This window comes from Pedobacter sp. N23S346 (assembly GCF_048515415.1).
GTDB lineage: Bacteria > Bacteroidota > Bacteroidia > Sphingobacteriales > Sphingobacteriaceae > Pedobacter.
In genome coordinates this window covers 216,278-238,413 of sequence record NZ_JBLYEE010000005.1, presented here as the reverse complement: position 1 = coordinate 238,413, position 22,136 = coordinate 216,278, and the positions used below count along the sequence as shown (strand labels likewise).

General features: G+C 37.1%; 22 protein-coding genes. 5 read left to right on the top strand and 17 right to left on the bottom strand.

Features of this window, described 5'->3' with window-relative positions; all coding sequences use genetic code 11:
• Positions 1-72: 72 nt before the first annotated feature.
• The 8 genes from ACN1CD_RS11435 to rsmI all read right to left on the bottom strand — a co-directional run bounded on the left by ACN1CD_RS11435 (position 73) and on the right by rsmI (position 5,841).
• A complete protein-coding gene (locus ACN1CD_RS11435; RefSeq protein ID WP_419130525.1) occupies positions 73-489 on the bottom strand; it encodes an OsmC family protein in 417 nt (138 codons plus the stop codon).
• 211 nt (positions 490-700) lie between these two features.
• On the bottom strand, positions 701-1,450 hold the full coding sequence (locus tag ACN1CD_RS11430) for a M57 family metalloprotease (RefSeq protein WP_419130524.1): 750 nt from the start codon (positions 1,448-1,450) through the stop codon (positions 701-703).
• 128 nt (positions 1,451-1,578) lie between these two features.
• Entirely contained in the window at positions 1,579-2,088 is a 510-nt protein-coding gene (lspA, locus tag ACN1CD_RS11425) for a signal peptidase II (protein WP_419130523.1), read from the bottom strand.
• Entirely contained in the window at positions 2,075-3,712 is a 1,638-nt protein-coding gene (gene lnt, locus ACN1CD_RS11420) for an apolipoprotein N-acyltransferase (protein ID WP_419130522.1), read from the bottom strand. The genes lspA and lnt overlap by 14 nt, the downstream gene beginning before the upstream one ends.
• A gap of 99 nt (positions 3,713-3,811) precedes the next feature.
• A complete protein-coding gene (locus tag ACN1CD_RS11415; RefSeq protein ID WP_419130521.1) occupies positions 3,812-4,456 on the bottom strand; it encodes a PH domain-containing protein in 645 nt (214 codons plus the stop codon).
• A 7-nt stretch (positions 4,457-4,463) separates the two neighbouring features.
• Positions 4,464-4,808 carry a DUF86 domain-containing protein gene (locus ACN1CD_RS11410; protein ID WP_419130520.1) on the bottom strand — a complete coding sequence of 115 codons (345 nt, stop codon included), beginning with the start codon at positions 4,806-4,808 and terminating at the stop codon, positions 4,464-4,466.
• Complete coding sequence (locus ACN1CD_RS11405; RefSeq protein ID WP_419130519.1) at positions 4,805-5,107, bottom strand: nucleotidyltransferase family protein; 303 nt, start codon at positions 5,105-5,107, stop codon at positions 4,805-4,807. The genes ACN1CD_RS11410 and ACN1CD_RS11405 overlap by 4 nt, the downstream gene beginning before the upstream one ends.
• Positions 5,108-5,130: 23 nt before the next feature.
• Positions 5,131-5,841 carry a 16S rRNA (cytidine(1402)-2'-O)-methyltransferase gene (gene rsmI, locus ACN1CD_RS11400; protein ID WP_419130518.1) on the bottom strand — a complete coding sequence of 237 codons (711 nt, stop codon included), beginning with the start codon at positions 5,839-5,841 and terminating at the stop codon, positions 5,131-5,133.
• A 116-nt stretch (positions 5,842-5,957) separates the two neighbouring features.
• On the opposite strand from rsmI, the gene serS reads away from it, so the two are divergent.
• Positions 5,958-7,229, top strand: a complete 1,272-nt coding sequence (gene serS, locus ACN1CD_RS11395) for a serine--tRNA ligase (RefSeq protein WP_419130517.1) — start codon at positions 5,958-5,960, stop codon at positions 7,227-7,229.
• A 192-nt stretch (positions 7,230-7,421) separates the two neighbouring features.
• Here the strand turns inward: serS and ACN1CD_RS11390 are convergent, their stop codons facing one another.
• From ACN1CD_RS11390 to fabV, 5 genes are all read right to left on the bottom strand, one after another.
• On the bottom strand, positions 7,422-7,736 hold the full coding sequence (locus tag ACN1CD_RS11390; RefSeq protein ID WP_419130516.1) for a hypothetical protein: 315 nt from the start codon (positions 7,734-7,736) through the stop codon (positions 7,422-7,424).
• Between the two features lie 98 nt (positions 7,737-7,834).
• A complete protein-coding gene (locus tag ACN1CD_RS11385) occupies positions 7,835-8,527 on the bottom strand; it encodes an SIMPL domain-containing protein (RefSeq protein WP_419130515.1) in 693 nt (230 codons plus the stop codon).
• Positions 8,528-8,976: 449 nt separating this feature from the next.
• Positions 8,977-9,429: a cold shock domain-containing protein gene (locus tag ACN1CD_RS11380; RefSeq protein WP_320464430.1), complete on the bottom strand. Its 453-nt coding sequence runs from the start codon at positions 9,427-9,429 to the stop codon at positions 8,977-8,979.
• A 166-nt stretch (positions 9,430-9,595) separates the two neighbouring features.
• Complete coding sequence (locus tag ACN1CD_RS11375) at positions 9,596-10,129, bottom strand: GNAT family N-acetyltransferase (protein ID WP_419130514.1); 534 nt, start codon at positions 10,127-10,129, stop codon at positions 9,596-9,598.
• A gap of 142 nt (positions 10,130-10,271) precedes the next feature.
• Entirely contained in the window at positions 10,272-11,465 is a 1,194-nt protein-coding gene (gene fabV / locus ACN1CD_RS11370) for an enoyl-ACP reductase FabV (RefSeq protein ID WP_419130513.1), read from the bottom strand.
• 254 nt (positions 11,466-11,719) lie between these two features.
• Here fabV and ACN1CD_RS11365 point away from each other — a divergent pair, with 254 nt between their 5' ends.
• Positions 11,720-12,424, top strand: a complete 705-nt coding sequence (locus ACN1CD_RS11365; RefSeq protein ID WP_419130512.1) for a DUF2490 domain-containing protein — start codon at positions 11,720-11,722, stop codon at positions 12,422-12,424.
• A 144-nt stretch (positions 12,425-12,568) separates the two neighbouring features.
• Positions 12,569-13,411, top strand: a complete 843-nt coding sequence (locus ACN1CD_RS11360; protein WP_419130511.1) for a hypothetical protein — start codon at positions 12,569-12,571, stop codon at positions 13,409-13,411.
• 80 nt (positions 13,412-13,491) lie between these two features.
• Here ACN1CD_RS11360 and ACN1CD_RS11355 read toward each other — a convergent pair whose 3' ends face one another.
• From ACN1CD_RS11355 to ACN1CD_RS11340, 4 genes are all read right to left on the bottom strand, one after another.
• Positions 13,492-13,938 (bottom strand): DUF1572 family protein, encoded by a 447-nt coding sequence (locus tag ACN1CD_RS11355; RefSeq protein WP_419130510.1) that lies wholly within the window; start codon positions 13,936-13,938, stop codon positions 13,492-13,494.
• A gap of 136 nt (positions 13,939-14,074) precedes the next feature.
• On the bottom strand, positions 14,075-14,806 hold the full coding sequence (locus tag ACN1CD_RS11350; RefSeq protein WP_419130509.1) for a head GIN domain-containing protein: 732 nt from the start codon (positions 14,804-14,806) through the stop codon (positions 14,075-14,077).
• A 167-nt stretch (positions 14,807-14,973) separates the two neighbouring features.
• Entirely contained in the window at positions 14,974-16,626 is a 1,653-nt protein-coding gene (locus tag ACN1CD_RS11345; protein WP_419130508.1) for a M1 family metallopeptidase, read from the bottom strand.
• Positions 16,627-16,736: 110 nt separating this feature from the next.
• Positions 16,737-18,605: a CocE/NonD family hydrolase gene (locus ACN1CD_RS11340; RefSeq protein WP_419130507.1), complete on the bottom strand. Its 1,869-nt coding sequence runs from the start codon at positions 18,603-18,605 to the stop codon at positions 16,737-16,739.
• Positions 18,606-18,793: 188 nt separating this feature from the next.
• Between ACN1CD_RS11340 and ACN1CD_RS11335 the strand changes: the two genes are divergently transcribed.
• Together ACN1CD_RS11335 and ACN1CD_RS11330 are read left to right on the top strand one after the other, a co-directional pair.
• Positions 18,794-19,663, top strand: coding sequence for a DUF6515 family protein (locus ACN1CD_RS11335; RefSeq protein WP_419130506.1), 870 nt, complete (start codon positions 18,794-18,796; stop codon positions 19,661-19,663).
• A 1,366-nt stretch (positions 19,664-21,029) separates the two neighbouring features.
• Positions 21,030-22,067: an esterase-like activity of phytase family protein gene (locus ACN1CD_RS11330; RefSeq protein WP_419130505.1), complete on the top strand. Its 1,038-nt coding sequence runs from the start codon at positions 21,030-21,032 to the stop codon at positions 22,065-22,067.
• Positions 22,068-22,136: the final 69 nt, after the last annotated feature.

Sequence of the window (22,136 nt, the reverse complement as noted above, 5' to 3'; positions counted from 1 at the left end):
CATTAGGTAATTAATAAACTTTGACAACTTGTAAGCATGATGCTAATTAAAGTTGTCAAAGTTTATAGGAATTTAGGCTAATGTTGCATCAACTGTAATTGAAGTATTAAGCAATTTCGAGATAGGGCAGTTTTTTTCAGCATCAGCAACTAACTCATCAAATTTTTCTTGTGATAAACCAGGTACTGTAGCCGTTAAAATTAAATGTGATTCTACGATTTCTCCTTTTGAAGGATCTAAATTGATTTCACATTTAGTTTCCAATTTATCTGCGGTAAAGCCAGCTTCGCCTAAATTAGCAGATAATTTCATGGTAAAACAACCTGCATGTGCTGCTGCGATTAATTCTTCAGGGTTTGTTCCAACACCTTCAGCAAATCTGGAATTAAATGAATATTGTGTGTTGCTTAAAGTTGTGCTTTGTGTGGTAATGTTGCCAGCACCTTCTTTAATAGAACCTTGCCAAACGGCTGTTGCATTTCTTTTCATGGTTTGAGTTTTATTTTTGGTTATTTAACAACTAAAGATAAATATATGTTTGTTTAGAAATGGTTATTTGTTATTAAGAAATACGCCTCTTTATTTAGTTTGAACCTCTGGAAATTCTATTTTTTTCATAAAAAAGGAAGCTGTCTCAAAGAAACAGCTTCCAGTACACTACGATCTGTTTAAGTTAATTATCTGATTTTTTTGGGGAAGGTTATAATGGGTATAGTACTGCTGTAGCCTGCTTATCTTTAGTTGATAAAACTGTAGCACCGCTTCCGCATTGTCCGCCGTTCATTAGAGATTGTGCATCTGTTCCGCCAACGCCAGGCACGTTGGTGGTTGTAGATTGGTTGGTATGCTTAAATGAAATGGTATGCCCAAATTCATGTGCAATTGTTCTTTGACGTTGTGCAGCTGAATTGTTTTGAATAAGTGCCTGATTAATCCAAACCGTATTGCCTGCCAGACCATTGGATGTTGACAGATAAGCCTGCCCACAGGTAGAACTTCCGATAGTATTGTCAACTTTAATCAGAATATCGTAAACACTACCTGTGGTAATTACAAATCTAAGATTAGAGTTAGGTACCGTATTCCATTGATTAATTGCACCATTGATTTCACTGGTCATGCTGGTGATGGATGGATCGATTTTAACGCGTATATTTCTACTATTGGTTACAATATAACCGTTATAATACTGCTCTGTTATAGATTTCCCGTTATCTGCAGGAACCTCCATTGTTTTACTAAATACAATATCTCCGTCAACAACGTAATTATTACCCTTATCAACAATTTGAGCATCCGAAAATCCAAGGTTTTTAATGTAAGATAAAACCTTATTCTGTTGGGTGGTTTCAGTTTGCTGATCTAAAGGTAAGTCGTTTTTCTTTGAACAGGATATAATGAAAATAGAGAGTAGCGCAATTAATGCGACATTTTTAAATTGGTTCTTCATAGTTTAGTTTAGTTTTTTTGATCGTAGTGACTAGTATTTACTATCGTAAATATAGTATAAAAAATACAAAAACGTATTCCTTATATTTTTTACATGTAGTTATTTGATTCAAAAAAAGATTTTCGTCCCTAAACTTGGTTATTTTGATTTATTAGATTCCATTTGATAGATTGAAGAAGCAATATTCCGATACCAATCATAATGGAAATATCTGCGAAGTTGAACACTCCAGTTTGAAAAACATAGAAGTCCATATGCATAAAATCGGTAACTGCCCCATGTACAATACGATCATATAAATTGCCAATACCGCCACCAATTAAAAAACATAATGCAATTTGCATGCTCAGTGGAAGACTGCGTTTAGCAAAAAGATAATACAAACCATAGATAAGGAAAAGCACGGGTATTACAGTCAAAATAATCAGTCTGAAAATATAAGGCATTTCATCTCCGAAGCTTAAAAAGGCACCACTGTTTTCAACTTTGGTTAAGGTAAATCTATCTTTAATAATGCTGATGTGTTCGTAATCGCTGATGTTATTGCGCACAATGTTTTTAGAAATCTGATCACAACCGAAGTTAAGGGTGAGCAAGAAAATGAGTACAGACCAGCGAAGGTTTTTAATTTGTTGCATTCGGTTTACGTTTATTAATCCACTTTTTGTAAGGTATAATCAGTGCTAATAAAATAGCCGATAAACTGAGAAGCTTTGCTATAATGTCGCCAGTCTTAACATAAAAGGTAATTTCATCATTCAAATTAATATCACCTTTTAAAGCTGTTCTCGTCCACCACTTAGTGCTTTGGATTACATCTCCGCGCTGATTAATGAAACAGGAGATTCCGGTATTGGCAGACCTTGCAATATCCCGGCGTGTTTCTATTGCTCTCAGTTTGGCGTACATTTGATGTTGGTCTTTTCCGGATGTGTTACCCCACCAGCCGTCGTTAGTGATGATGGCTATAAATTGTGCGCCATCTTTAATTTGCAGTCCAATCCAGTCGCCCCACAAACTTTCGTAACAAACCACTGGTGCCACACCAATGCCACTTTGTGCATAAAGCACGCTAGGCTTATCTTGCCAACCCCAACCACCAACAGTACCGCCTAATTTTGCAAAAACTCCATCCAGAAAGGAGAATACTTTAGGGAAAGGCATCTTTTCTACACCCGGTACCAATTTCGATTTATGATAGAACTGAACATTTGGTGAGTTTTCTACCTGCATCGCAGAATTAAAATTATCAAAGTAAAGGCCCTGCCGATCATCATATTTAGCCGTGATGGTCTTTTTATCTGCATAGACCTTCACGCTTTCTATGCCTGTAACTAAGGTGCCGTTTTTATATTTGCTCAGGAAATTTTGAAGTGTAATAAAATCTGGAGTGCTGCGGATATGATCCTCATCTGCATAATTTGGAATTGCTGTTTCAGGCCAGATAAAGTATTCTGTATTGGGTTGTGCAATCGAATCAGATAAGTGCGTGAGAATTTTAATTTGCTCCGCAGGCGTAATATCGGTTAACTTTAAGTAGGGATTGATATTAGGCTGTACCACCACTACATTACTCGGCGTACCTTTTTGCGTTGCGGTAAAATACTTGGTTAGTGAGATTATAATAGGAATAACTGCTACTAAGGCCCAGGTACCAGCGGTTCTGAACTTCAAATAGCCCGTTTGCGATTTGAAATTTTTATAAGCTTCAAAGGCTAGAATGTTACTGGTTAAGATCCAAAGTGAACCACCGTAAATCCCGGTATAATCATACCATTGTGCCAACTGATGCATTCCTGCCAATCCGTTTCCAAGCGTCATCCATGGGAAAGCTAAATCCCAGGTTTGTTGTAAGTACTCAAAAGCGATGTAGAATGAAATGAGGCCGAGATAGGCAATCTTCTTATTTACATATTTCCCCAAACGATAATATAACCAGAAGGCAAAAGTCATGAGTAATGCACCCAAGCCAAATGGAATTAATGAAACTGGAATGGCCACAATCGGCCCGTTGTAAGCACTAATGGCATTATATACCCAATAGATAGAAGCAGAATTCCAAATCAGAAAGGTTAAGCCTGCAGTTAAGAAAATGCGTTTACCTTGCTTCTTCAGGTCAGTTTTCGAAATGTTTTCTAATGCGATAAACAGCGGAACCAGTGCAACAAGTAATAATGGGGTTGTAAAGGGAATGGGCGGCCAGGCCAGCCAAAGAAGAAATGCACTTAGTAAAGCGAGGAGGTAAGTTTGTGTTTTAGCCATTATGTGTTTTGGGGGTAAGAAACGGGAAGCAAGAATTAGGAAATAGAGGAATATTTCAATTACATCTATTTCCAATTCTCCATTTCCTTTTTTCTAGGTTTACAAACTTTCTAAAATATTCGCTTTTTTGGCTTCGTATTCTTCCTGTGTAATCAGGTGTTTATCATACAAAGTTTTTAGTTTACGCAGTTTTAAAGTTGTTTCATCTTCGGGTTCTTCCACCACTTCGGCAATCTGAATAGGCTCTGGTTCCTTTGTTTGCTCAGCTGGTAGTTCTGCAAATGGCTCTGGACTTTGGTTAATCGAAGCTGCAGTAGCACGATTTTCTTCTATTTTTTGCTGATGAAGCAATTCTTTATATTCTTCTAACTGCTGATTGGCAGCCTGATGCAGTTTTCTTGCCTGTACCTTAGGAATAAATTCTGTTACAATATTTTCTCCGTATTGTGGAACACAGATAAATTTTGAACCAAAAAGTTCTTCTTTAAAAGAAACTTCTTTAATGCTTTTCCAGGAGATATCCTTAAAGTTCATGGTTAAGCCTAAATTACCGGGCTCACAATAGAAAATTCTTTTATTTGAAATGGCGATGCTATCTGGAAGCAAGTTTACCGCTGGTTTTTTCTGTACCGCCAGGTAAAGGATTTCTTCCCCGGTGGTTAAAAGGTCATTCAATTTTCCAATTACTTTTTCTACCGCTTTTGGGTCTTGTTCGTCACTCAGAAATCTATCTATGCTAATCATAATGCTTTTAAATTTTGTTATTAAGGTATGTTTCTACCTCTTTTTGTAAAACGGGTATGTCTTTAATTATAATCTTCCATATCACGATATCATTCACATTATCATAAGAATGAATTATTTTATTTCTCAAATCTACAATCTGCCTTGAGTATGAAATAATTATATCTGGATTAATTTTAAGAATCTTATTGATCGCTTCACCTATAATTTCGAGTTCACGCTCAACAGCTCGTCGTTTGGTCTTGTTCTCTTTATAAACTTCAAAAGTAAAGTTGTGTTCTAGGTGTTCGTAAATAGATTCGATTGAAACCTTGATGTCTGTAAGAAGTTTCTTTTCTTCCAACACACTCATATCAATTGAATTTTACTTTGATTGATACTTTCAATAAGATAAGGATTACTTAATGTTTCCTCGGCCAGTAAATCAACATCCCTTTTTAATAAATCTTGCAATGCATAAAGAAGATTAAAATAATTGTTTCCATAGCTTTCAAAATCAGATTCATTAGAAAACTTTATTAAAAAATCAACATCGCTATCCTCCTTCAAGTTGTTTTTGGCTGCGCTACCAAACAGATAAGCCTCTTTAACATCATATTTCTTAAAGAGATTTTTTATTTCAGGTAAATGGTTTGAAATTAAACTTTCCATACTGTTAATTTAAGCTAATTACATTATTCAGCATCTTCATATTTGTTTTTACTTTTTGTTACAGGTTTTCCTGCTATGCAAATTACAAATTCTCCTTTCAAAGTATTGTTTTCAAAGTGTGATTTTATTTCTACCAATGTGCCGCGAACGGTTTCTTCAAACATCTTGGTTAATTCCCTGCTCACAGATGCTTGTCTGTCATCACCCAGATATTGAGCAAATTCTTCGAGTGTTTTTAATAAGCGGTGCGGACTTTCATAAAGGATAATGGTTCGTTCCTCTTCAGCCAGTTTTTTAAACTTAGTCTGGCGGCCTTTTTTTACAGGAAGAAAACCTTCGAACGTAAAAGCATCTGCAGGTAAACCAGAGTTAACCAGTGCAGGTACAAAAGCGGTTGCACCAGGTAGACATTCCACCGCAATATCGTTTTTGATCGCCTCACGAACCAGGAAAAACCCGGGATCAGAAATGGCAGGGGTACCGGCATCTGATATTAAAGCAATTTTCTGACCTTCGTTTAAAAATTTAATAATCTCTGAAGTTGCCTTATGTTCGTTATGCTGGTGATGGGAGAAAACGCGTTTGTCAATCCCGAAGTGCTTCAGCATGGGTGCACTGGTTCGGGTATCTTCCGCCAGGATCAAATCACATTCTTTTAAAATCCGGATGGCCCTGAAGGTCATGTCTTCTAAATTGCCTATTGGTGTGGGTACGAGGAAAAGTTTGCCGCTCATAGTAAAGTACAAAGTATCAGGTATCAAGTGATAAGTATCAGGGATTAAGTGTCAAGATTGAAAACTACAAACTGAAAACTGAAAACTCTTTCTATCTTTGTGAAAAAAATTAAATAATGCTGCAAGTTAACTATATCCGCGAAAATAGAGAGAAAGTTTTAGAACGTTTAAGTGTGCGTAACTTTAAACAACCAGAGTTGGTAGATCAAATCATTAAAATTGATGAAGAGCGCCGTTCCACTCAAACTTCTTTAGATGTTATTTCTGCGGAGGCGAATGCAGCAGCCAAGCAAATTGGCGATTTAATGCGTGCTGGTAAAAAAGAAGAAGCTGAAGCAATTAAATTACAAACAGCATCTCATAAGGAAAATATCAAAAGCATGGGTGAGCAATTAACTGAACTGGAAACAGCACAGTTTAATTTACTTGTTCAATTGCCTAACTTACCACACGATCAGGTTCCTGTTGGTACCACACCAGAAGAAAACTTAACGGTTTATACGCATGGATCACCTGCGGAATTGATTCCTAATGCTTTGCCACATTGGGAACTGGCTGCGAAATATGATATCATTGATTTTGAATTAGGCGTAAAAATTACTGGTGCTGGTTTTCCGGTTTATAAAGGAAAAGGAGCCAGGTTACAAAGGGCGTTAATTAACTTCTTTTTAGATCAGGCTATTGAAGCGGGTTATAATGAAGTACAGGTGCCTCATTTAGTAAACGCGGCATCAGGTTTTGGAACGGGGCAGTTGCCGGATAAAGAAGGACAGATGTATCACTCAACAGTGGATGATTTATATTTAATTCCTACTGCTGAAGTTCCGGTTACGAATTTATACCGCGATGTTATTCTTAAGGAAGAAGATTTGCCCATCAAGAATACGGCTTATACGCCTTGCTTCCGCAGAGAGGCGGGTTCTTATGGTGCGCACGTGCGTGGATTAAATCGTTTACACCAGTTTGATAAGGTTGAATTGGTACAGATTACCCATCCTGATCATTCTTATCAAACGCTTGAAGATATGAGCACTTATGTTCAGTCTTTATTACAGAAGCTTGGTTTACATTACCGTGTGTTATTATTATGTGGTGGCGATATGGGCTTCGGTTCTGCCATGACTTATGATATGGAAGCCTGGAGTGGTGCGCAAGGCAGGTGGCTGGAGGTTTCTTCAGTTTCAAACGTGGAAACGTTTCAGAGTAACCGTTCAAAAATTCGTTTTAAAGGCGCTACAGGTAAAACGCAATTGGTACATACACTAAATGGAAGTGCGTTGGCTTTACCTCGTATCGTAGCTTCTATTTTAGAGAACTATCAAACAGAAAATGGAATTAGAATTCCAGAAGCGTTAGTGAAATATACAGGTTTCGATTTTATTGATTAAACTTAGATAAATCGTCATTGCGAAGCACGAAGCGATCTTAATGCTATCGCTATATGAGTTGAGTCGTAGCGGGACACTACAACCAGACTTTTATACGCTAAACTAGATTTAACGATATTATTCAACATAAAAAAAGCTTTGCAGCGATGCAAAGCTTTTTGTTTTATAGATAGATGTGTTTTTTGTATTTGATTATAGAATCAGGATCAACAATAAGATGATGATGATAATCGCACCTACTGAAAGATAAACACCACCAGAAACTGCACGTGCCTGACCTTTTAATTCTCTTAATTCGCTACGTAAAGCCTTGCGCTCAGTTCTGGTTAAATTAGATTTATCCATGTCTCTGATTTCTTCCACACGGGTTTTAATTTTTTCTAACTGGAGCGTCTGCTCAGCAGTTAATTCAGTAGGATTTTTTGCGCGTTTGTCAGCAGCTTGCACTGAATTGAAACTAATACCTAATGAGAAAATAAGCGCTAGAGTGTAAATGAATTTTTTCATAATTTTTAAAATTTTTAGTGTTCGATCTCTACGTAACAAAAAACCTACCAAAATGTTCTGGTAGGTTTAAAAATACTGTTATTAAAACTTAAAATGGCCTATTTGATTTCGAAAATAACGTTGACAGTGAAATTTAACTTAATTTTTTTAAAATCAATTTCTGGTGCCGTATCTGCTGACATTTCAGCCATTGCAGATTTCATCATATAGTTTCTGTAAACTGGCTGTATAATATTGTCGCCACCATCCTGAATTTCAAGCACGCTACCTAATTTGCCATTTAATGCCTCCACCATATAAGTTGCTTTGTCTTTTGCAGACAATAATGCTTTAATTTTTAATTCTTTTTTCAGGCTTTCAATTTTCGAATAATCGTAGCTTTCAATATTTGTATTGGCAATACCTTTAGCATCCAGGTCTTCCAATATCGCATTGAATTTATTCAAATCGCTTACTTTTAACCTATACTGTTTACTGGCTAAAAAATCAGGATTTTTCTTTTTTGATGTTTGGTCGTTCCAGCTACTTAAATTGCTGATGGTTAAGTTTTCTTTCGGAATTCCCGCTTGCTGTATGGCAGCGTAAAGTTGTTTCTCCAGTTCTGTAATCTCTACTTTCTTCTTGCCATTTAAATACTCTTTTAATGAGATACCTATGTAAATAATGTCTGGAGTAACTTCAGTTTCTGCAGTACCGCTAACACTAATTTTTCTACGTAAATCTGTTTGTTGAGCCATAGCTGTAGACAAGCCTAAAAATGCAACGAGTGCAATCGCAATTAATTTTTTCATAATCTGTTTTTCTTTGTGTGTGCTGTAATGATGTAAGTTCAAAGCAAATTCCACACCGGGATTAATTTATTTTTAAAAAGCGAGCGGCAATTATTATCGCGTTTGCAATAATCATCAACAAATTGATAGGTAATACTACCTGGTAAAAAGCACACGAAGCTTATATACAGGTAATTGAAATCATTAATCCTGACAGGTCAATAATAGATACCTTGATGTAAAGATTTTTTAATATCGCTCTGAAAATTACTAATCAGAAATATAAATTTCGTTAGGAAAGATTAATTGAGCAGCATGAGAATGCTTTAAAAAAAGAAAAAATGCGCTAGGTTTTATGCTTAAATAGACGGAAATATAAATGTTTATAAAACCTGGCGCAGCAGAACTTTTCTGCAGATTTTTTGTGTTATTGCTGTTTTAGAACACAGCAATTGAGAGCTGAAAAGCGATTAAACTTTTGATACTTTAACAGCGGTTGGGCCTTTTTGACCCATTTCTACTTCGAAAGTAACTTTATCACCCTCTTTAATTTGAGTAACTAAGCCATTTGCGTGTACGAAAATACTATCCTGAGTTTCGGTGTTTTTAATGAAACCGTAACCTTTACTCTCGTTAAAGAAAGTTACTGTTCCTTTTTTAACCGGGTTTTCATCAATAATATCTTCTTGTCTTGTTATACCAATCTGTACATCCTCAATGTTGAATACTTTCTTCTTTTTAGGATCTGGTGGAGTAGACGAAATGTTACCATTCTCATCAACGTATGCAAACATTTCTTCGAGCGCTAAACCTTTTTTCGCATTAGATTGACGCTCTTCTTTTTTCTCTTGTTTGTCTTTTTGTTTTTTTAATCGTTTTTTTTCGTTCTCTTTTTTACTGTATGTTGCCTGAGATTTAGCCATATATATATAATTGTTTTTGTTTTTAGAAAGGTGAGTGGAATCGAGATTTATACAAATATAAGAATACTAAATCAGAAATACGATTTTATTCCGAGAACCTGTTAATCGATAACCATTTAATATTCAATATTTGTTTTTGAAATTCATTGTTAACTTAAAAGATAATTTACCAGTTTTTCCAGGTGTTTTTATCTATCTGATAAACAAAATTCCATATTTCCGGTTCGCCATAATAAGCAACTTCAACTTCGGCTATTTTTGTGGCGCCAAGTTTTTCTATTGCCTTCTGAGAACGGAAATTGGTTGCACCAATGTGTAAAATTACTTTGTCTACGAACTGAAAAGCATAATCAACCATTAGTTTCTTCATTGCGCCGTTAAAGCCTTTACCCCAAAATTGCCTCGCGATAAAAGTATAACCAATTGCGATTGAATTATCTTTTTCATTCCATTCATAGTACCTGGAGCTTCCTACCACTTCGCCGGTAACCTGGTCATAAATAATGAAGGCCCCTCCTGACTCAATCGCACCTTGAAAAAAAATATCGAATACTTCTTTCCTGTAACGATCCGGATTTGGATGTTGTTCCCAAATCAAGGGGTCGGAAGCTACAGCATAGAGGCTTTCAAAATCGCTTTCCTGAAGTGGAACTACTTTGATTAAATCACTGGCAAACGAAGGTTGAAGGTTGAAACTCATTTAACTTTTTATTAAAAAACGGCTGGTGATAAAACCAGCCGTTAATTTTGTTTATGCTAATATCTATTTTATTGTTATTTGATCTGGTCTAACAGCAATTCTACTGTATAGGGTTGAGATGAGATAACAATAAATAGGTTGTTTAGTTTGCCAATCCTTCGATTTCAACCACTTCGTTGGTCTCCTTTTGATAATCTACCTGATCAACTTCAAAGCCAAAAAGGCTTAAGAAATCAGCACGGTAGCCTGGTAAGTCGCCAATTGCAGGTAAGGTTTCTGTCGTAGCCTCCTCCCAAAGTTTTGCAACTTTAGCCTGAACATCTTCACGCATTTCCCAATCATCGATTCTGATTCTTCCTTTTTCATCAACAGGAACTTCATTACCTGTATACAATCTTTCTGCATACAATCTCTGAATTTGCTCAATTGTACCTTCGTGAATGCCTTCTTCTTTCATGATTTTGTACAATAATGAAATATATAATGGAATTACCGGAATCGCTGAGCTGGCCTGTGTTACCAAAGCTTTATTTACAGAAACGAAAGCTTTTCCATTGATGTCTTTTAATTGATCACTGATTTTAAAAGCAGTAGCTTCTAAATCATCTTTAGCTCTTCCAATTGTGCCTTTGCGGTAAACAGGTTCTGTTAAAGCAGGGCCTATATAAGAATAAGCTACAGTTGTTGCACCTTCAGCCAATAGGTTTTCCGCTTTTAAAGCGTCAATCCACATGGTCCAGTCTTCGCCACCCATTACCGCAACGGTATTTGCAATATCTTCATCGGTTGCTGGTTCAATAGAAATATCTGTTACGTTTCCGGTATGAAAATCTACTGTTTTGTTGGTGTAAGTAACACCGATTGGCTTTAATGTTGAGCGGTGTAAAACTTCCGTATCAGGGTGTTTTCTTACCGGAGATGCTAAACTATAAATCACTAAATCAACCTGACCTAAATCAGCTTTGATTAAATCGAGGGTGATTTGTTTAATCTCTTTTGAGAATGCATCACCGTTGATACTTTTTGCATATAAACCAGCAGCGTGTGCTTCTCTTTCGAATGCTGCAGTATTGTACCAGCCTGGAGAAGCTGTTTTGCCCGCAGAAGGAGCTTTTTCGAAGAACACACCAATGGTTGATGCATCAGAACCAAAAGCTGCGGTAATGCGTGATGCCAGTCCAAAACCTGTAGATGCACCAATTACCAATACTTTTTTAGGGCCATTAATTGCGCCTTTAGATTTTACATATTCAATTTGATTCTTTACGTTTTGTGCGCACCCCTCTGGATGTGCAGTTAAACAAATAAAGCCTCTCATTCTCGGTTCAATAATCATTTTGTTCTTATTTTACGTTTTGTAATGCTTAGCCTATGGACAAATTTCGGGAATTACTGTACTTCCCAGGTCCAAATCTTCAACGAAGATAAATTTTTAATTGCGTAACGTTAAATGAAATTCAAATAAAGCATCATCATCATTCTTAAATGCAATTAAAATTTTTACTAAAATTAATTTAATGTAAACTGCTTAGCTTTACACAATTTGTATAGTTTAATCGTTATGTAGATATAAACACACATTTGATAATTATGAGAAAAATTTTCTTAACTTTTTTATTGTTTTCCATTTTTTTAGGAAAGCTTTCTGCTCAAACACAACGCCAGAATTCGGGCTGGTTCATGTTTTTAAATAACACAAAATTTAATGAGAAGTGGGGCCTGCAGTTTGACTTGCAAGTACGTTCTGCTGACGATTGGGGCCATGTTAGAAATACTTTAGTTCGCCCGGCGCTACAGTATTTTATCAACGGAAAAAGTAATGTTGCCTTGGGTTATTTATGGCAAGCTACACAGAATCAGCCGATAGATGCACCAAACTTTTTTCTGCATGAACACCGCATTTTTGAGCAATACATTTATAACCATAAATTGAAATCGATTTTCGCCAGTCATAGGTTTAGGGTAGAGCAGCGTTTTATTGGAAGAGCAAATGAAGATGTATTTACGCAGCGATTCCGTTACTTTTTTAGGCTCATTCAGCCTTTAAAGAAAACTGAGGCGGCATTTACTAACGGCGCTTTCGTGGCATTACAAAATGAAGTATTCTTAAATCTTCAGAATAAAGATAAATTAAATAACAGTGTTTTTGATCAGAACAGGATCTATTTGGCTGCGGGATATCGGTTTTCTAGAAAAATAGATATTGAGGTAGGTTATATGAATCAGGCGATAAAAAATGTGAGCAATCATACCAATAATAATATTGTTCAACTTGCCCTTTACACCAGGTTTTAATCATCTTTTAATGTCTTAAAGTCATTTTTTTGTTAACTGGTGGTTTGACGTAATAAAATTATTGTAAATAACGGCGGTTTTCGCTCAATTTGCAGCGTGAAGAAATACTTAATATTAGCTTTAACCCTCTTATTTGCGAAGCGGATGCAAGCACAGGAGAGTCAAAACGCTGCAAATACAAACACCCCTAGTTCAAAAAGCATCTTTAACCCTGAACACAAAAGAAACTTTTCCCGTAAAGGCGATTTTTATTTTCATTGGGGATACAATAATTCCTGGTATGGAAAGAGTGACATCAGGTTTACCGGGCCAAATTATGATTTCAAGTTACATGATGTAGTTGCCCACGACAGACAATCTAAATTAAGCTGGGATTACCTTAATCCAGGTTTAATTACTGTTCCACAATACAATATTCGGGTTGGTTATTTCATTAAAGATAATTACAGCATTTCTATCGGCTGGGATCACATGAAATATGTGATGGATATTCCACAAACGGTTGCCATTACGGGGCACATTGGTGCTAACATTACCCCCGAAAACGTACCAACAGGCGCTTTAGCGGGAGATTATAACGGACAAAGCATTAATGTTAAAGAAAGTATGTTAACTTTTGAGCATACTGACGGATTTAATTATGCCAATATTGAAGTAGAACGTTATGATGATATATGGGTAGCACCTGGTGGAAATACCTCTTTAACGCTGGAAACAGGTTTGGGCGGCGGACTAATAGTTCCCCGTTCTGATGTACGTTTATTTGGATTAGGTAGAAATAACCACTGGAATATTTCTGGTTATGGTGTGTCTGCCAAAGTTGGATTGAAGTTTTACATTTGGAAGCATGTATATCTTCAAAATACAACGAAAGTTGGCGCCACCAATTTAAAGCAGATTCATACCACAGGGTGGGACGAATACGATAAAGCCAGCCAGAAGATTAATTACCTGGAGAATATGTGGTTGCTTGGTGTTCAATTCTAATCCATTTTTTTATTTTTATAAAACCATTTGGGAAAGGTAATTGATTGGGTTTTCTGATTAATTTATTATTTTAGAATTAATCAGAAATCTAACAACCTTCTATGGTAGTTTATTTGCCCGAGGTGGTAGCTTAAATGTGTAGTTAAGTGAACCAGAAAGAACATCATCGATGTTTTCTTCTCCAGTACCAGTAATGGGTATTCAGCATTAAGTTGGGCTGCTGTTATTTTATCTAATGACAGATTAACCACTTGTTTAGTTTCTTTTATCGAAGCCAATAAATCTTTCCTGGGTATATTTTTAAGACTAAATTCTAATTCTCGATTTCTAACATAGTTCGTACCTCCAATGGTTGCACCAATGTAAGTGTTGATATTACCCATAAGGTGTAAACATAAATTTCCTCCAGAATTGGAAATCTCCTTATCGGTGATCCAGATATTAGATTCGTTTTGATATAATTCAATTTCGTGTATAAGTTTATCAAGGTCTCTTTCGAAAAGTGCTTTTAATGTTTCTATTAGCATAAAGGATAAATGGCGATTTGTAATTGTTTTTTTAGCAAAATAGAAATAAAGGTTTTTAATTGAGATTTAAAATGAAATGAAACCAAAAAACGCCTGTAATTTCTTACAAGCGTTTTTGTTCTTTATGTATTTTTGGTTAGATCTTTCTTACGCTACCGGAGCCAATGATGGTTTTATCAACAGTAGCATTTCCTGAATAATTTACATTTCCCGAACCACTGATTAATGCTTTTATGGAGCGATCTGCTTTAATATTTACTGTTCCAGATCCGCTGATGGTGGTTGATAAAGTATTCGAAGAAAAGCTTTTTCCTTCGAAAGCACCTGAACTGCTAATTACGATTTTGGCTTTGTCGGTGCTTCCACTGATATTTAATGATCCGGAGCCACTAATTACGCCACTATAATTATCTACATCGGCATTTGCCTTAATACTTCCAGAACCGCTTAAAGTTGTAGTTAAATCACCAGTGCTGATTTTACCGTTCACTACCATGTTTCCAGATCCGCTCATCGTTAAACTTGCAAGCTCCTGAGCAGAAACATAAGCTGTAATTTGTTTTCCTTCGTATTTTTTAGACCAACTGGTAACGCTGTTTTTCGGGCGTATAATTAATATATTCCCTTTAACTTCTGTGATGATTGATGCAATAGCCTCAGCATCACCTTCTAATCTGCAACTTTCTTTACTCCCCAATGTTACCACCACGTTAATAGGCCCGGCGGCAGCAATGCCATTAAAGTCTTTTACCTCTCTATCATCATTACTGTGTTTTGATGATACAATATTTATCTGATCTTTTGCAATTACATTAATGCTTGTGGTTAATGTAAGTGTTGCGAATAAAACGGCGAATAAATTTTTCATAAGTGTGAATTTTCTTTAGTTTAATCTTACCCAATAAAAAGAATGAGCATTTGTTATAAGACGATGAAAAAACTAAAAAGTTGCACAGGCAATCACATTTTCTTTATTTAACGAAAAACCCATTCTAATAATATTAAAATGGGTTTTCGAAGATGTTGATCAGGTAACTATTCTTTTTTTAATTTGATATAAAACTGAGGGTCATTTTTAAAATTATCTGCATTTATGCTGGGATCAACTTTAATGGTTTTCCAGTCATTTGTGGGTTTAATTAAAGTGTATTCATCGGCTTTTAAAGTCACGCGTACCGGCATATCAAAGTTTTTTACATCAGTAATCCAACGGTAAGATAGCACACCATTATTAATTTTATAGGCTAAAGCCGGAATATTTGCATGACGAAGGTATTGATCAAAAATCTTATCAAGCTTAAGTCCGCTTTGTTGGGCAATGTAATTTTCTATTTCGGCAGTGATTACTGTTTTATGGTAGAAGGTTTTATTTAAGCCCCGGAGGATTTGCCTGAATTTCTCATCATTATTAATTAACTGGCGAATTGTATGAATCATATTTGCACCTTTTGGATACATATCTCCGCTACCTTCTTTGTTTACACCATAGGGACCAATTACTGGGATATCATTCTCTATTCCCTGTCTGATTCCGATCACGTATTCACTTCCTGATTTTTTACTATCGGTACATTCTGTAAATAAGGTTTCAGAATAGTTGGTAAATCCTTCATGGATCCACATATCGGCAATATCTTTCGAAGTAATGTTATTGCCAAACCATTCATGTCCGCTTTCGTGGATGGTGATGAAATCCCATTTCAGTCCATGACCAGTCCCGCTTAAATCCCTACCCAGGTAACCTTTCATAAACTTATTGCCATAGGCTACAGCACTTTGATGCTCCATACCCAGGTGTGGTGCCTGAACTAATTTATAACCATCTTTGTACCATGGATAAGGCCCAAACCAATATTCAAAGCATTTTAGCATGGGTTTAACGTCAGCATCCCAATGGGGGCGGGCTTTGGCGCTATCCACTTGTAAGGCCCAATAATCGATGCTTAAATTTCCATTTTCTCCTGCATAACTGTCTTGCCAATGCGAATATTTTCCAATGTAAAAGGTAACATCGTAATTGTTAATCGGATTGCTCACGAACCAGTTGTATTGTTTGTAACCATCGGGCTTACTCACGGTATTTCTCAACCTTCCGTTGGAAATTTCCTGTAAAGTTTCCGGTACGCTGATGCTGATGAGCATACTGTCTACTTCATCACTTTGATGATCTTTGTTTGGCCACCATACACTGGCGCCAAGCCCCTGGCAGGCTACCGAAACGAAAGGATTTCCCGCTGAATCTTTCTTAAATATAAAACCTCCATCCCATGGTGCATTCTTCGCCACTACCGGATTCCCTGAATAATAAACAGTGAATTTATCTTTACTTCCTTTTTTTATGGTTTTTGGGAAGGTTATGAAAACAGCGTTATATTCTCGTTTGAATGAAAGGTTTTTGCCTTGATAAACAACCTTTTCTATTTTTAAATTATCGAAAAGATCAAACTGTAGTTTTGTGAAATCCTGCGTAGCAGTGAAGGCAAACTCATTGCTTCCGGCTACAAATTTTTGTTCAAGATCTATTTTAACATCTAAATGGTAATAGTTAATGTCATAGCAGGTGCGCAAAGGGGTAAGGGTACCCCTCAAGCTATCGGCACGAGCATTTATCTGGTTTTTTCCCAACATCTGAGCATTTGCCTGGGTTAAACACAAGGCAAAGGCACAAAGAATAAGTAGTTTTTTCATTTTTGTATAAGTTTGTTTATTGCACGAAGCAATCTCACATTATATTATTTATGACGATCGAATTGGGGTTACTTTGTGCCACAATAACGACCTCTTTATAAACATTTTATTTACTTTAAAACTGAAACAGTAATATATGAACTGTTATTCACATCATGATAAATCTTGTTCGTTGCTTTTTGAAAATCTGCAGGTTCTGCCTGATAGATATCCATAAATTTCTGTGGATTGCGGTCAGCTAGTGGGAACCACGAATTCTGAATTTGAATCATCATTTTATGTCCTTTTTTGAAAGTATGTGCCACATCAGGAAGGGGATAATTTACTTTGGTAATGGCGCCAGGCGTAAAGGGTTCTGGTTTTTCAAAGCTATTGCGATATTTTCCACGCATAATTTCACCGCGTACTAACATTTCATACCCGCCCATGATCAGGTTTTTAGGATTTGGCGTTGGGTTTGGTGCATCTTCCGGATAAACATCAATTAATTTAACTACATAATCTGCATCAGTACCTGTGGTAGAAACCACCAAATTGGCTAGTACAGGGCCGGTTAGGGTTATATCTGCTGTTAAAACATCTGTTTCATAAACTTTAACATCTGGTCGGCGGGATGCAAAACGCTGATCGTCGATCATATATTCTCTTGTCCGTTTTGCCTGGATTCCATCCTGATAAGGAACAGGGTTATTAGGATCGCTCACATATTCATCCCAGCTATCAGTTCTGCCAACTTTTTCGAAGCTAAGCTTTCCATTAGGCTGTAAATAAAGATTTTTGGTTTCCACATCTTTTGGTGGCCAGCTCTGGAATTTTTTCCATTCGTTTGAGCCCGTTACAAAAATATTGGCTTCAGCGGCATTGAAATCGCCTTCACCTTTTAAATAGTGTTTAAAGAATGGCAACTCATATTGCTGCTGGTAATCGATGCTGGTCTTTTTTTCGAAATTAATATCGCCAAAGGATGAACCATCACTGCGCACCCAACCGCCATGAAACCATGGTCCTGCGACTAAGATATTGTTGGCTCCCGGATTTTGTTTTTCAATCGCTTTATAAGTATCAAATGTTCCGTAGGCATCTTCCGCATCGAAGAAGCCGCCAACCACCATTACTGCAGGTTTAACATTTTTTAAGTGTGGGGTAATTAATCTGGCTTTCCAGAAAGTATCCAGATTAGGATGCTTAAACAAATCATTCCAGAATTTAATGCTATCTGCAAAATATTTATCCTTTAAGTTTTTTACTGAGCCTGCTTCCAGGTAAAAACGGTAGTTATCTTCGATCGGAAATTTAAATCCCTTTGGCCCCTGATCTGGTGTGATGGGTTTCGGACGGGGAACGCCAAAACTGCCCATAAAAGAGAAAGCATCCATTAAAAACAATACGCCGTGGTGGTGAAAATCATCACCCATAAACCAATCTGTAACCGGGGCCTGTGGGGAAACGGCCTTCAGCGCAGGGTGCGAATTTGGTAACGAAGCCGTAGAATAAAAACCTGGATAGGAAATACCAGAGATGCCTACATTTCCATTATTGCCCTTTACATTTTTTATCAGCCAATCAATGGTATCATAGGTGTCGGTACTTTCATCTATATCTTTTTTGCCTTTTTTGGTTGTTTGTGGGCGGATATCTTCAAAAGTTCCTTCACTCATCCATTTTCCGCGAACATCCTGGTAAACGAAAATAAAGCCTTCATGCATCATGGCAGGGAAGCTTCCTAAGCTTAATTTATACTTATCTTCTCCGTAAGGTGCTACGGTATAAGGCGTTCGGGTAAGTAAAAATGGATATTTACTGTTTTGGTTTTTTGGAATATAGATGGAAGTGAAAAGTTTAACTCCATCCCGCATCGGAATCTGGCGTTCTATTTTGGTGTAGTTTTGCCTCACATATGCCGAATCAGTTTCCTGAGCCAGTGCTTGATTAGCGATAAACAGACAAAATAACAGGCTGAAAAATCTAGAAAAGTTCATTTATTTAATATTTTGGAATAAAATTTAAATATAGGTGATTAGGTAATTATTTGGATAAACTTATGGTAAAAGGTTTGTTAGTGATTAATGATGGATTCGTCATTATTTTATCAAAATTTAGTTAAATCAATTTGAAAGACAATCTTTTAAACGTTTTTATCGTCATAGGATTAAATAAAACACACAAAATGAGAAGGTTATTCAATAAAGGAATGGTAATTCTTGCTGCAACAGCATTAATAATGGCCACTTTAAATGTAGAAATTGTTTCCGCTCAAAGACCCGGCAGAGGAGGTGGCTTTTCTGGTGGCGGTGGCAGATCGGGTTCAGTTTCTTCAAGGGGTAGTTCAGCTTATCGTTCATCACCTATGCGTGGACCATCAAATAATAGGGTTTTTCAATCGCCAAATCGTGGTGGATATTCGCAAAGTATTGGCCGATCTGTAATCAGGTCTGAGCGTTTTGGGTATAATCACAACCGGGTTGGCTATCGCGGTGGTAACTATTATAGATCTGGTTTCGGCTACCGTTCGGGCTTTGGGCGACCATATTATCGTCCATATTATAGCTATTACAATTTCTATAGGCCATTTATTGGGATTAGAATAGGGGTTTTGCCTTTTGGCTATTATCCTTTTTATTATGGTGCAAATCAATTTTATTATTCTGGAGGTTTGTTTTACCAACAAAACAATAATCAATATGAGGTAGTTGTTCCGCCGGTTGGTGCAGAGGTGCCGAGTATTCCGGAAGAGGCAAATCTGGTTACCATTAATGGTGTAGATTATTACGAGTACAAAGGTATTTATTATACTCAAGGGCAAAATAAAAATGGTGAAACTGTTTATCTGGTGGCTGGAAAGGATGGTGTTTTAAACACAGCAGACGGATCGGTTGCTACACAGAATATTGGCGAAATTGTAACCGAATTACCAGAGGGTTGCAGAGAAGTAACCATTAAAAATGAAAAGTATTTCGTATCTCCAGATGATATTTACTATGAGGAAATAGTAGATGGAACGAATATTTCTTACCGTGTAATTGGTAAGTTGTTTTAGAATATTTTTGAAAAATAGCCCCTATCCGCCTTTCGGCACCTTTCCCCGGGAGGGGAAAGGGCGAGAAAAAGAATTTTTCGAACCAGCGATTTAGAAAGGGTTCGGTGTTGAATAGAGGTGGTAGTTCAAAACGCAGAGATTCTTCGCTGCGCGCTGAATGACAGGTGAATTAAGAAATGAATGGCGAAATGTTTTTTAAGTATATAGGTCCTGAATCAAGTTCAGGAAGACGAGCGCTTTAACCCACCGTTCATAACATGCTCCATTTGAACTCCGCTATAGCCATTCTGCTCTGGCCTAGGAAATGATGGAAAGAGAAGCCGTTGAAATTTTCGCACCTACATTCAAATACCCCAAACCCAAGGTAGCGCGAACGGCTCCTAAAATAAATTTTTATTACAAAGCAAATCGAGCCCTTGCGCTACCGCCATTTAAATTTCGACGAGCCAATCCGACATCATTTCCCAGCCTTGATTTTTTTTGTTACTTTTTTGATCAAGCAAAAAAGTAAGAGCCCTTCGGCGGCCAGCCGAGGCAAGCCAGCGCAGTGGCTAAAGCCCCTATCAACCTTTCGGCATCTTCCCCGGGAGGGGAAAGGGCGAGAAAAAGGACTTTTCGAACCAGCGATTTAGAAAGGGTTCGTTATTGAATTGAGATGGTAGTTAAAAACGCAGAGATTCTTCGCTGCGCGCTGAATGACAGGTGAATTAAGAAATGAATAGCGAAATGTTAAGTATATAGGTCCTGAATCAAGTTCAGGAGGACGAGCGTTTTAACCCACCGTTCATAACATGCTCCATTTGAACTCTGCTATCGCCACCCTGCTATCCGGCCTAGGAAATGATGGAAAGAGAAGCCGTTGAAATTTTCGCACCTACATTCAAATACCCCAAACCCAAGGTAGCGCGAATGGCTCCTAAAATAAATTTTTATTACAAAGCAAATTGAGCCCTTGCGCTACCGCCATTTAAATTTCGACGCGCTAATCCGACATCATTTCCCAGCCTTGATTTTTTTGTTACTTTTTTGATCAAGCAAAAAAGTAAGAGCCCTTCGGCGGCCAGCCGAGGCAAGCCAGCGCAGTGGCTAAAGCCCCTATTCGCTTAAAGGCAACTTTCCCCAAAAAAAAATGGCGTATAATACCCTCTTTAACCCTGTCTAAAGGTTTCTATTATCGCCATTAATATTAGTTGTCATACTCCTTATAATTTCTATACTTTTATACCATAAAACATCCGGTTTGAAAAAAGTATCTTCCAAAGTTATTCTTTTATATTTTTCGCTAATTGTCTTGTTTTCTTCGTGCGCTGCAACTAAAAATGTTGCGGTTCAATCGAAGGAAGCCAACATATCGTCAATTAAATTTTTGAGCGAATACATTATGCCATTAAACACCACCTTCCAAAATACGTTTGTCGGCGGGTTATCTGGGATAGATTATGATGTGAAAAACGATCAGTATTATTTGATCAGTGATGATCCATCGCAGTTCAGTACAGCGAGAATTTACACGGCTAAAATTGCGGTCAAAGACAATAAAATAGATAGCATTTACCTGAATGATGTAATCTTTATTTCGCAGGAAGGTGGATCACCCTATCCAAAATATCAGTACGGCAAGAATTTAAAAGCAGATGGTGAATCGGTTCGTTATGATCCATCGAGAAAGACGTTGGTTTGGAGTAATGAGGGGGAACGTTTGTATCGCCCTATGGATACCACCATCGTTCAGCCGGCATTAACTTTTATATCGTTAGCGGGAAAATATATCGATACAGTGCCACTACCAAAAGGTTTTCATATTACGAAGCAGGAATATGGCGTGCGGAAAAATGCTTTTTTTGAAGGATTAACTTATGCAGATCAGTACAAAACTTTATATGCCAGTTTAGAAGAACCGCTTTATCAGGATGGGGAGCCCTCAGCGTTTCAATTCGGCAAGGCGCTTACCCGGATTTTGAAATTTGATGTCAATCAGAAAAAGAATACCGCACAATATGCTTATAATCTTGATGCGCTGCCAATTAAACCGACTATAGAAAGTGACTGGAATTTAAACGGTATTTCTGAAATATTAGCCGTTAATCACCACACACTTTTGGTAATGGAAAGGGCCTGGGCAAAAGGCCGCGACGATCATTCCTTTGTGAAGATTTATCTGGTTGATTTAAATGGTGCCGAAAATGTAATTGATAATCCTTCGTTTATTAAAAACCCACCAAAGCCGTTAAAAAAGAAATTGCTTTTTGATTTTGATCGTTTAAATATTCATGTTGATAACATTGAAGGCGTTACCTTTGGGCCTAAATTACCAAACGGGCATAATAGCCTGATTTTTTGTGTAGACAATAATTTTGGTAAAACGCAGATCCAACAATTTTTTCTGTTCGAGGTGATACCATAACCTGAAAGTCAGGAGTATTTATTGCAAGAAGTAGGGGGACAGAAGAAATCAGTGAAGTCTAACCATCGG

Coding starts and splice junctions, on each gene's coding strand:
- lspA (WP_419130523.1), bottom strand. CDS start 2,088: ATGCAACAAATTAAAAACCTTCGCTGGTCTGTACTCATTTTCTTGCTC.
- ACN1CD_RS11405 (WP_419130519.1), bottom strand. CDS start 5,107: ATGGAAAGTTTAATTTCAAACCATTTACCTGAAATAAAAAATCTCTTT.
- ACN1CD_RS11430 (WP_419130524.1), bottom strand. CDS start 1,450: ATGAAGAACCAATTTAAAAATGTCGCATTAATTGCGCTACTCTCTATT.
- ACN1CD_RS11410 (WP_419130520.1), bottom strand. CDS start 4,808: ATGAGTGTGTTGGAAGAAAAGAAACTTCTTACAGACATCAAGGTTTCA.
- fabV (WP_419130513.1), bottom strand. CDS start 11,465: ATGATTATTGAACCGAGAATGAGAGGCTTTATTTGTTTAACTGCACAT.
- ACN1CD_RS11435 (WP_419130525.1), bottom strand. CDS start 489: ATGAAAAGAAATGCAACAGCCGTTTGGCAAGGTTCTATTAAAGAAGGT.
- ACN1CD_RS11385 (WP_419130515.1), bottom strand. CDS start 8,527: ATGAAAAAATTAATTGCGATTGCACTCGTTGCATTTTTAGGCTTGTCT.
- ACN1CD_RS11365 (WP_419130512.1), top strand. CDS start 11,720: ATGAGAAAAATTTTCTTAACTTTTTTATTGTTTTCCATTTTTTTAGGA.
- ACN1CD_RS11345 (WP_419130508.1), bottom strand. CDS start 16,626: ATGAAAAAACTACTTATTCTTTGTGCCTTTGCCTTGTGTTTAACCCAG.
- ACN1CD_RS11335 (WP_419130506.1), top strand. CDS start 18,794: ATGAGAAGGTTATTCAATAAAGGAATGGTAATTCTTGCTGCAACAGCA.
- serS (WP_419130517.1), top strand. CDS start 5,958: ATGCTGCAAGTTAACTATATCCGCGAAAATAGAGAGAAAGTTTTAGAA.
- ACN1CD_RS11355 (WP_419130510.1), bottom strand. CDS start 13,938: ATGCTAATAGAAACATTAAAAGCACTTTTCGAAAGAGACCTTGATAAA.
- lnt (WP_419130522.1), bottom strand. CDS start 3,712: ATGGCTAAAACACAAACTTACCTCCTCGCTTTACTAAGTGCATTTCTT.
- ACN1CD_RS11415 (WP_419130521.1), bottom strand. CDS start 4,456: ATGATTAGCATAGATAGATTTCTGAGTGACGAACAAGACCCAAAAGCG.
- ACN1CD_RS11350 (WP_419130509.1), bottom strand. CDS start 14,806: ATGAAAAATTTATTCGCCGTTTTATTCGCAACACTTACATTAACCACA.
- rsmI (WP_419130518.1), bottom strand. CDS start 5,841: ATGAGCGGCAAACTTTTCCTCGTACCCACACCAATAGGCAATTTAGAA.
- ACN1CD_RS11390 (WP_419130516.1), bottom strand. CDS start 7,736: ATGAAAAAATTCATTTACACTCTAGCGCTTATTTTCTCATTAGGTATT.
- ACN1CD_RS11340 (WP_419130507.1), bottom strand. CDS start 18,605: ATGAACTTTTCTAGATTTTTCAGCCTGTTATTTTGTCTGTTTATCGCT.
- ACN1CD_RS11375 (WP_419130514.1), bottom strand. CDS start 10,129: ATGAGTTTCAACCTTCAACCTTCGTTTGCCAGTGATTTAATCAAAGTA.
- ACN1CD_RS11380 (WP_320464430.1), bottom strand. CDS start 9,429: ATGGCTAAATCTCAGGCAACATACAGTAAAAAAGAGAACGAAAAAAAA.
- ACN1CD_RS11360 (WP_419130511.1), top strand. CDS start 12,569: ATGCAAGCACAGGAGAGTCAAAACGCTGCAAATACAAACACCCCTAGT.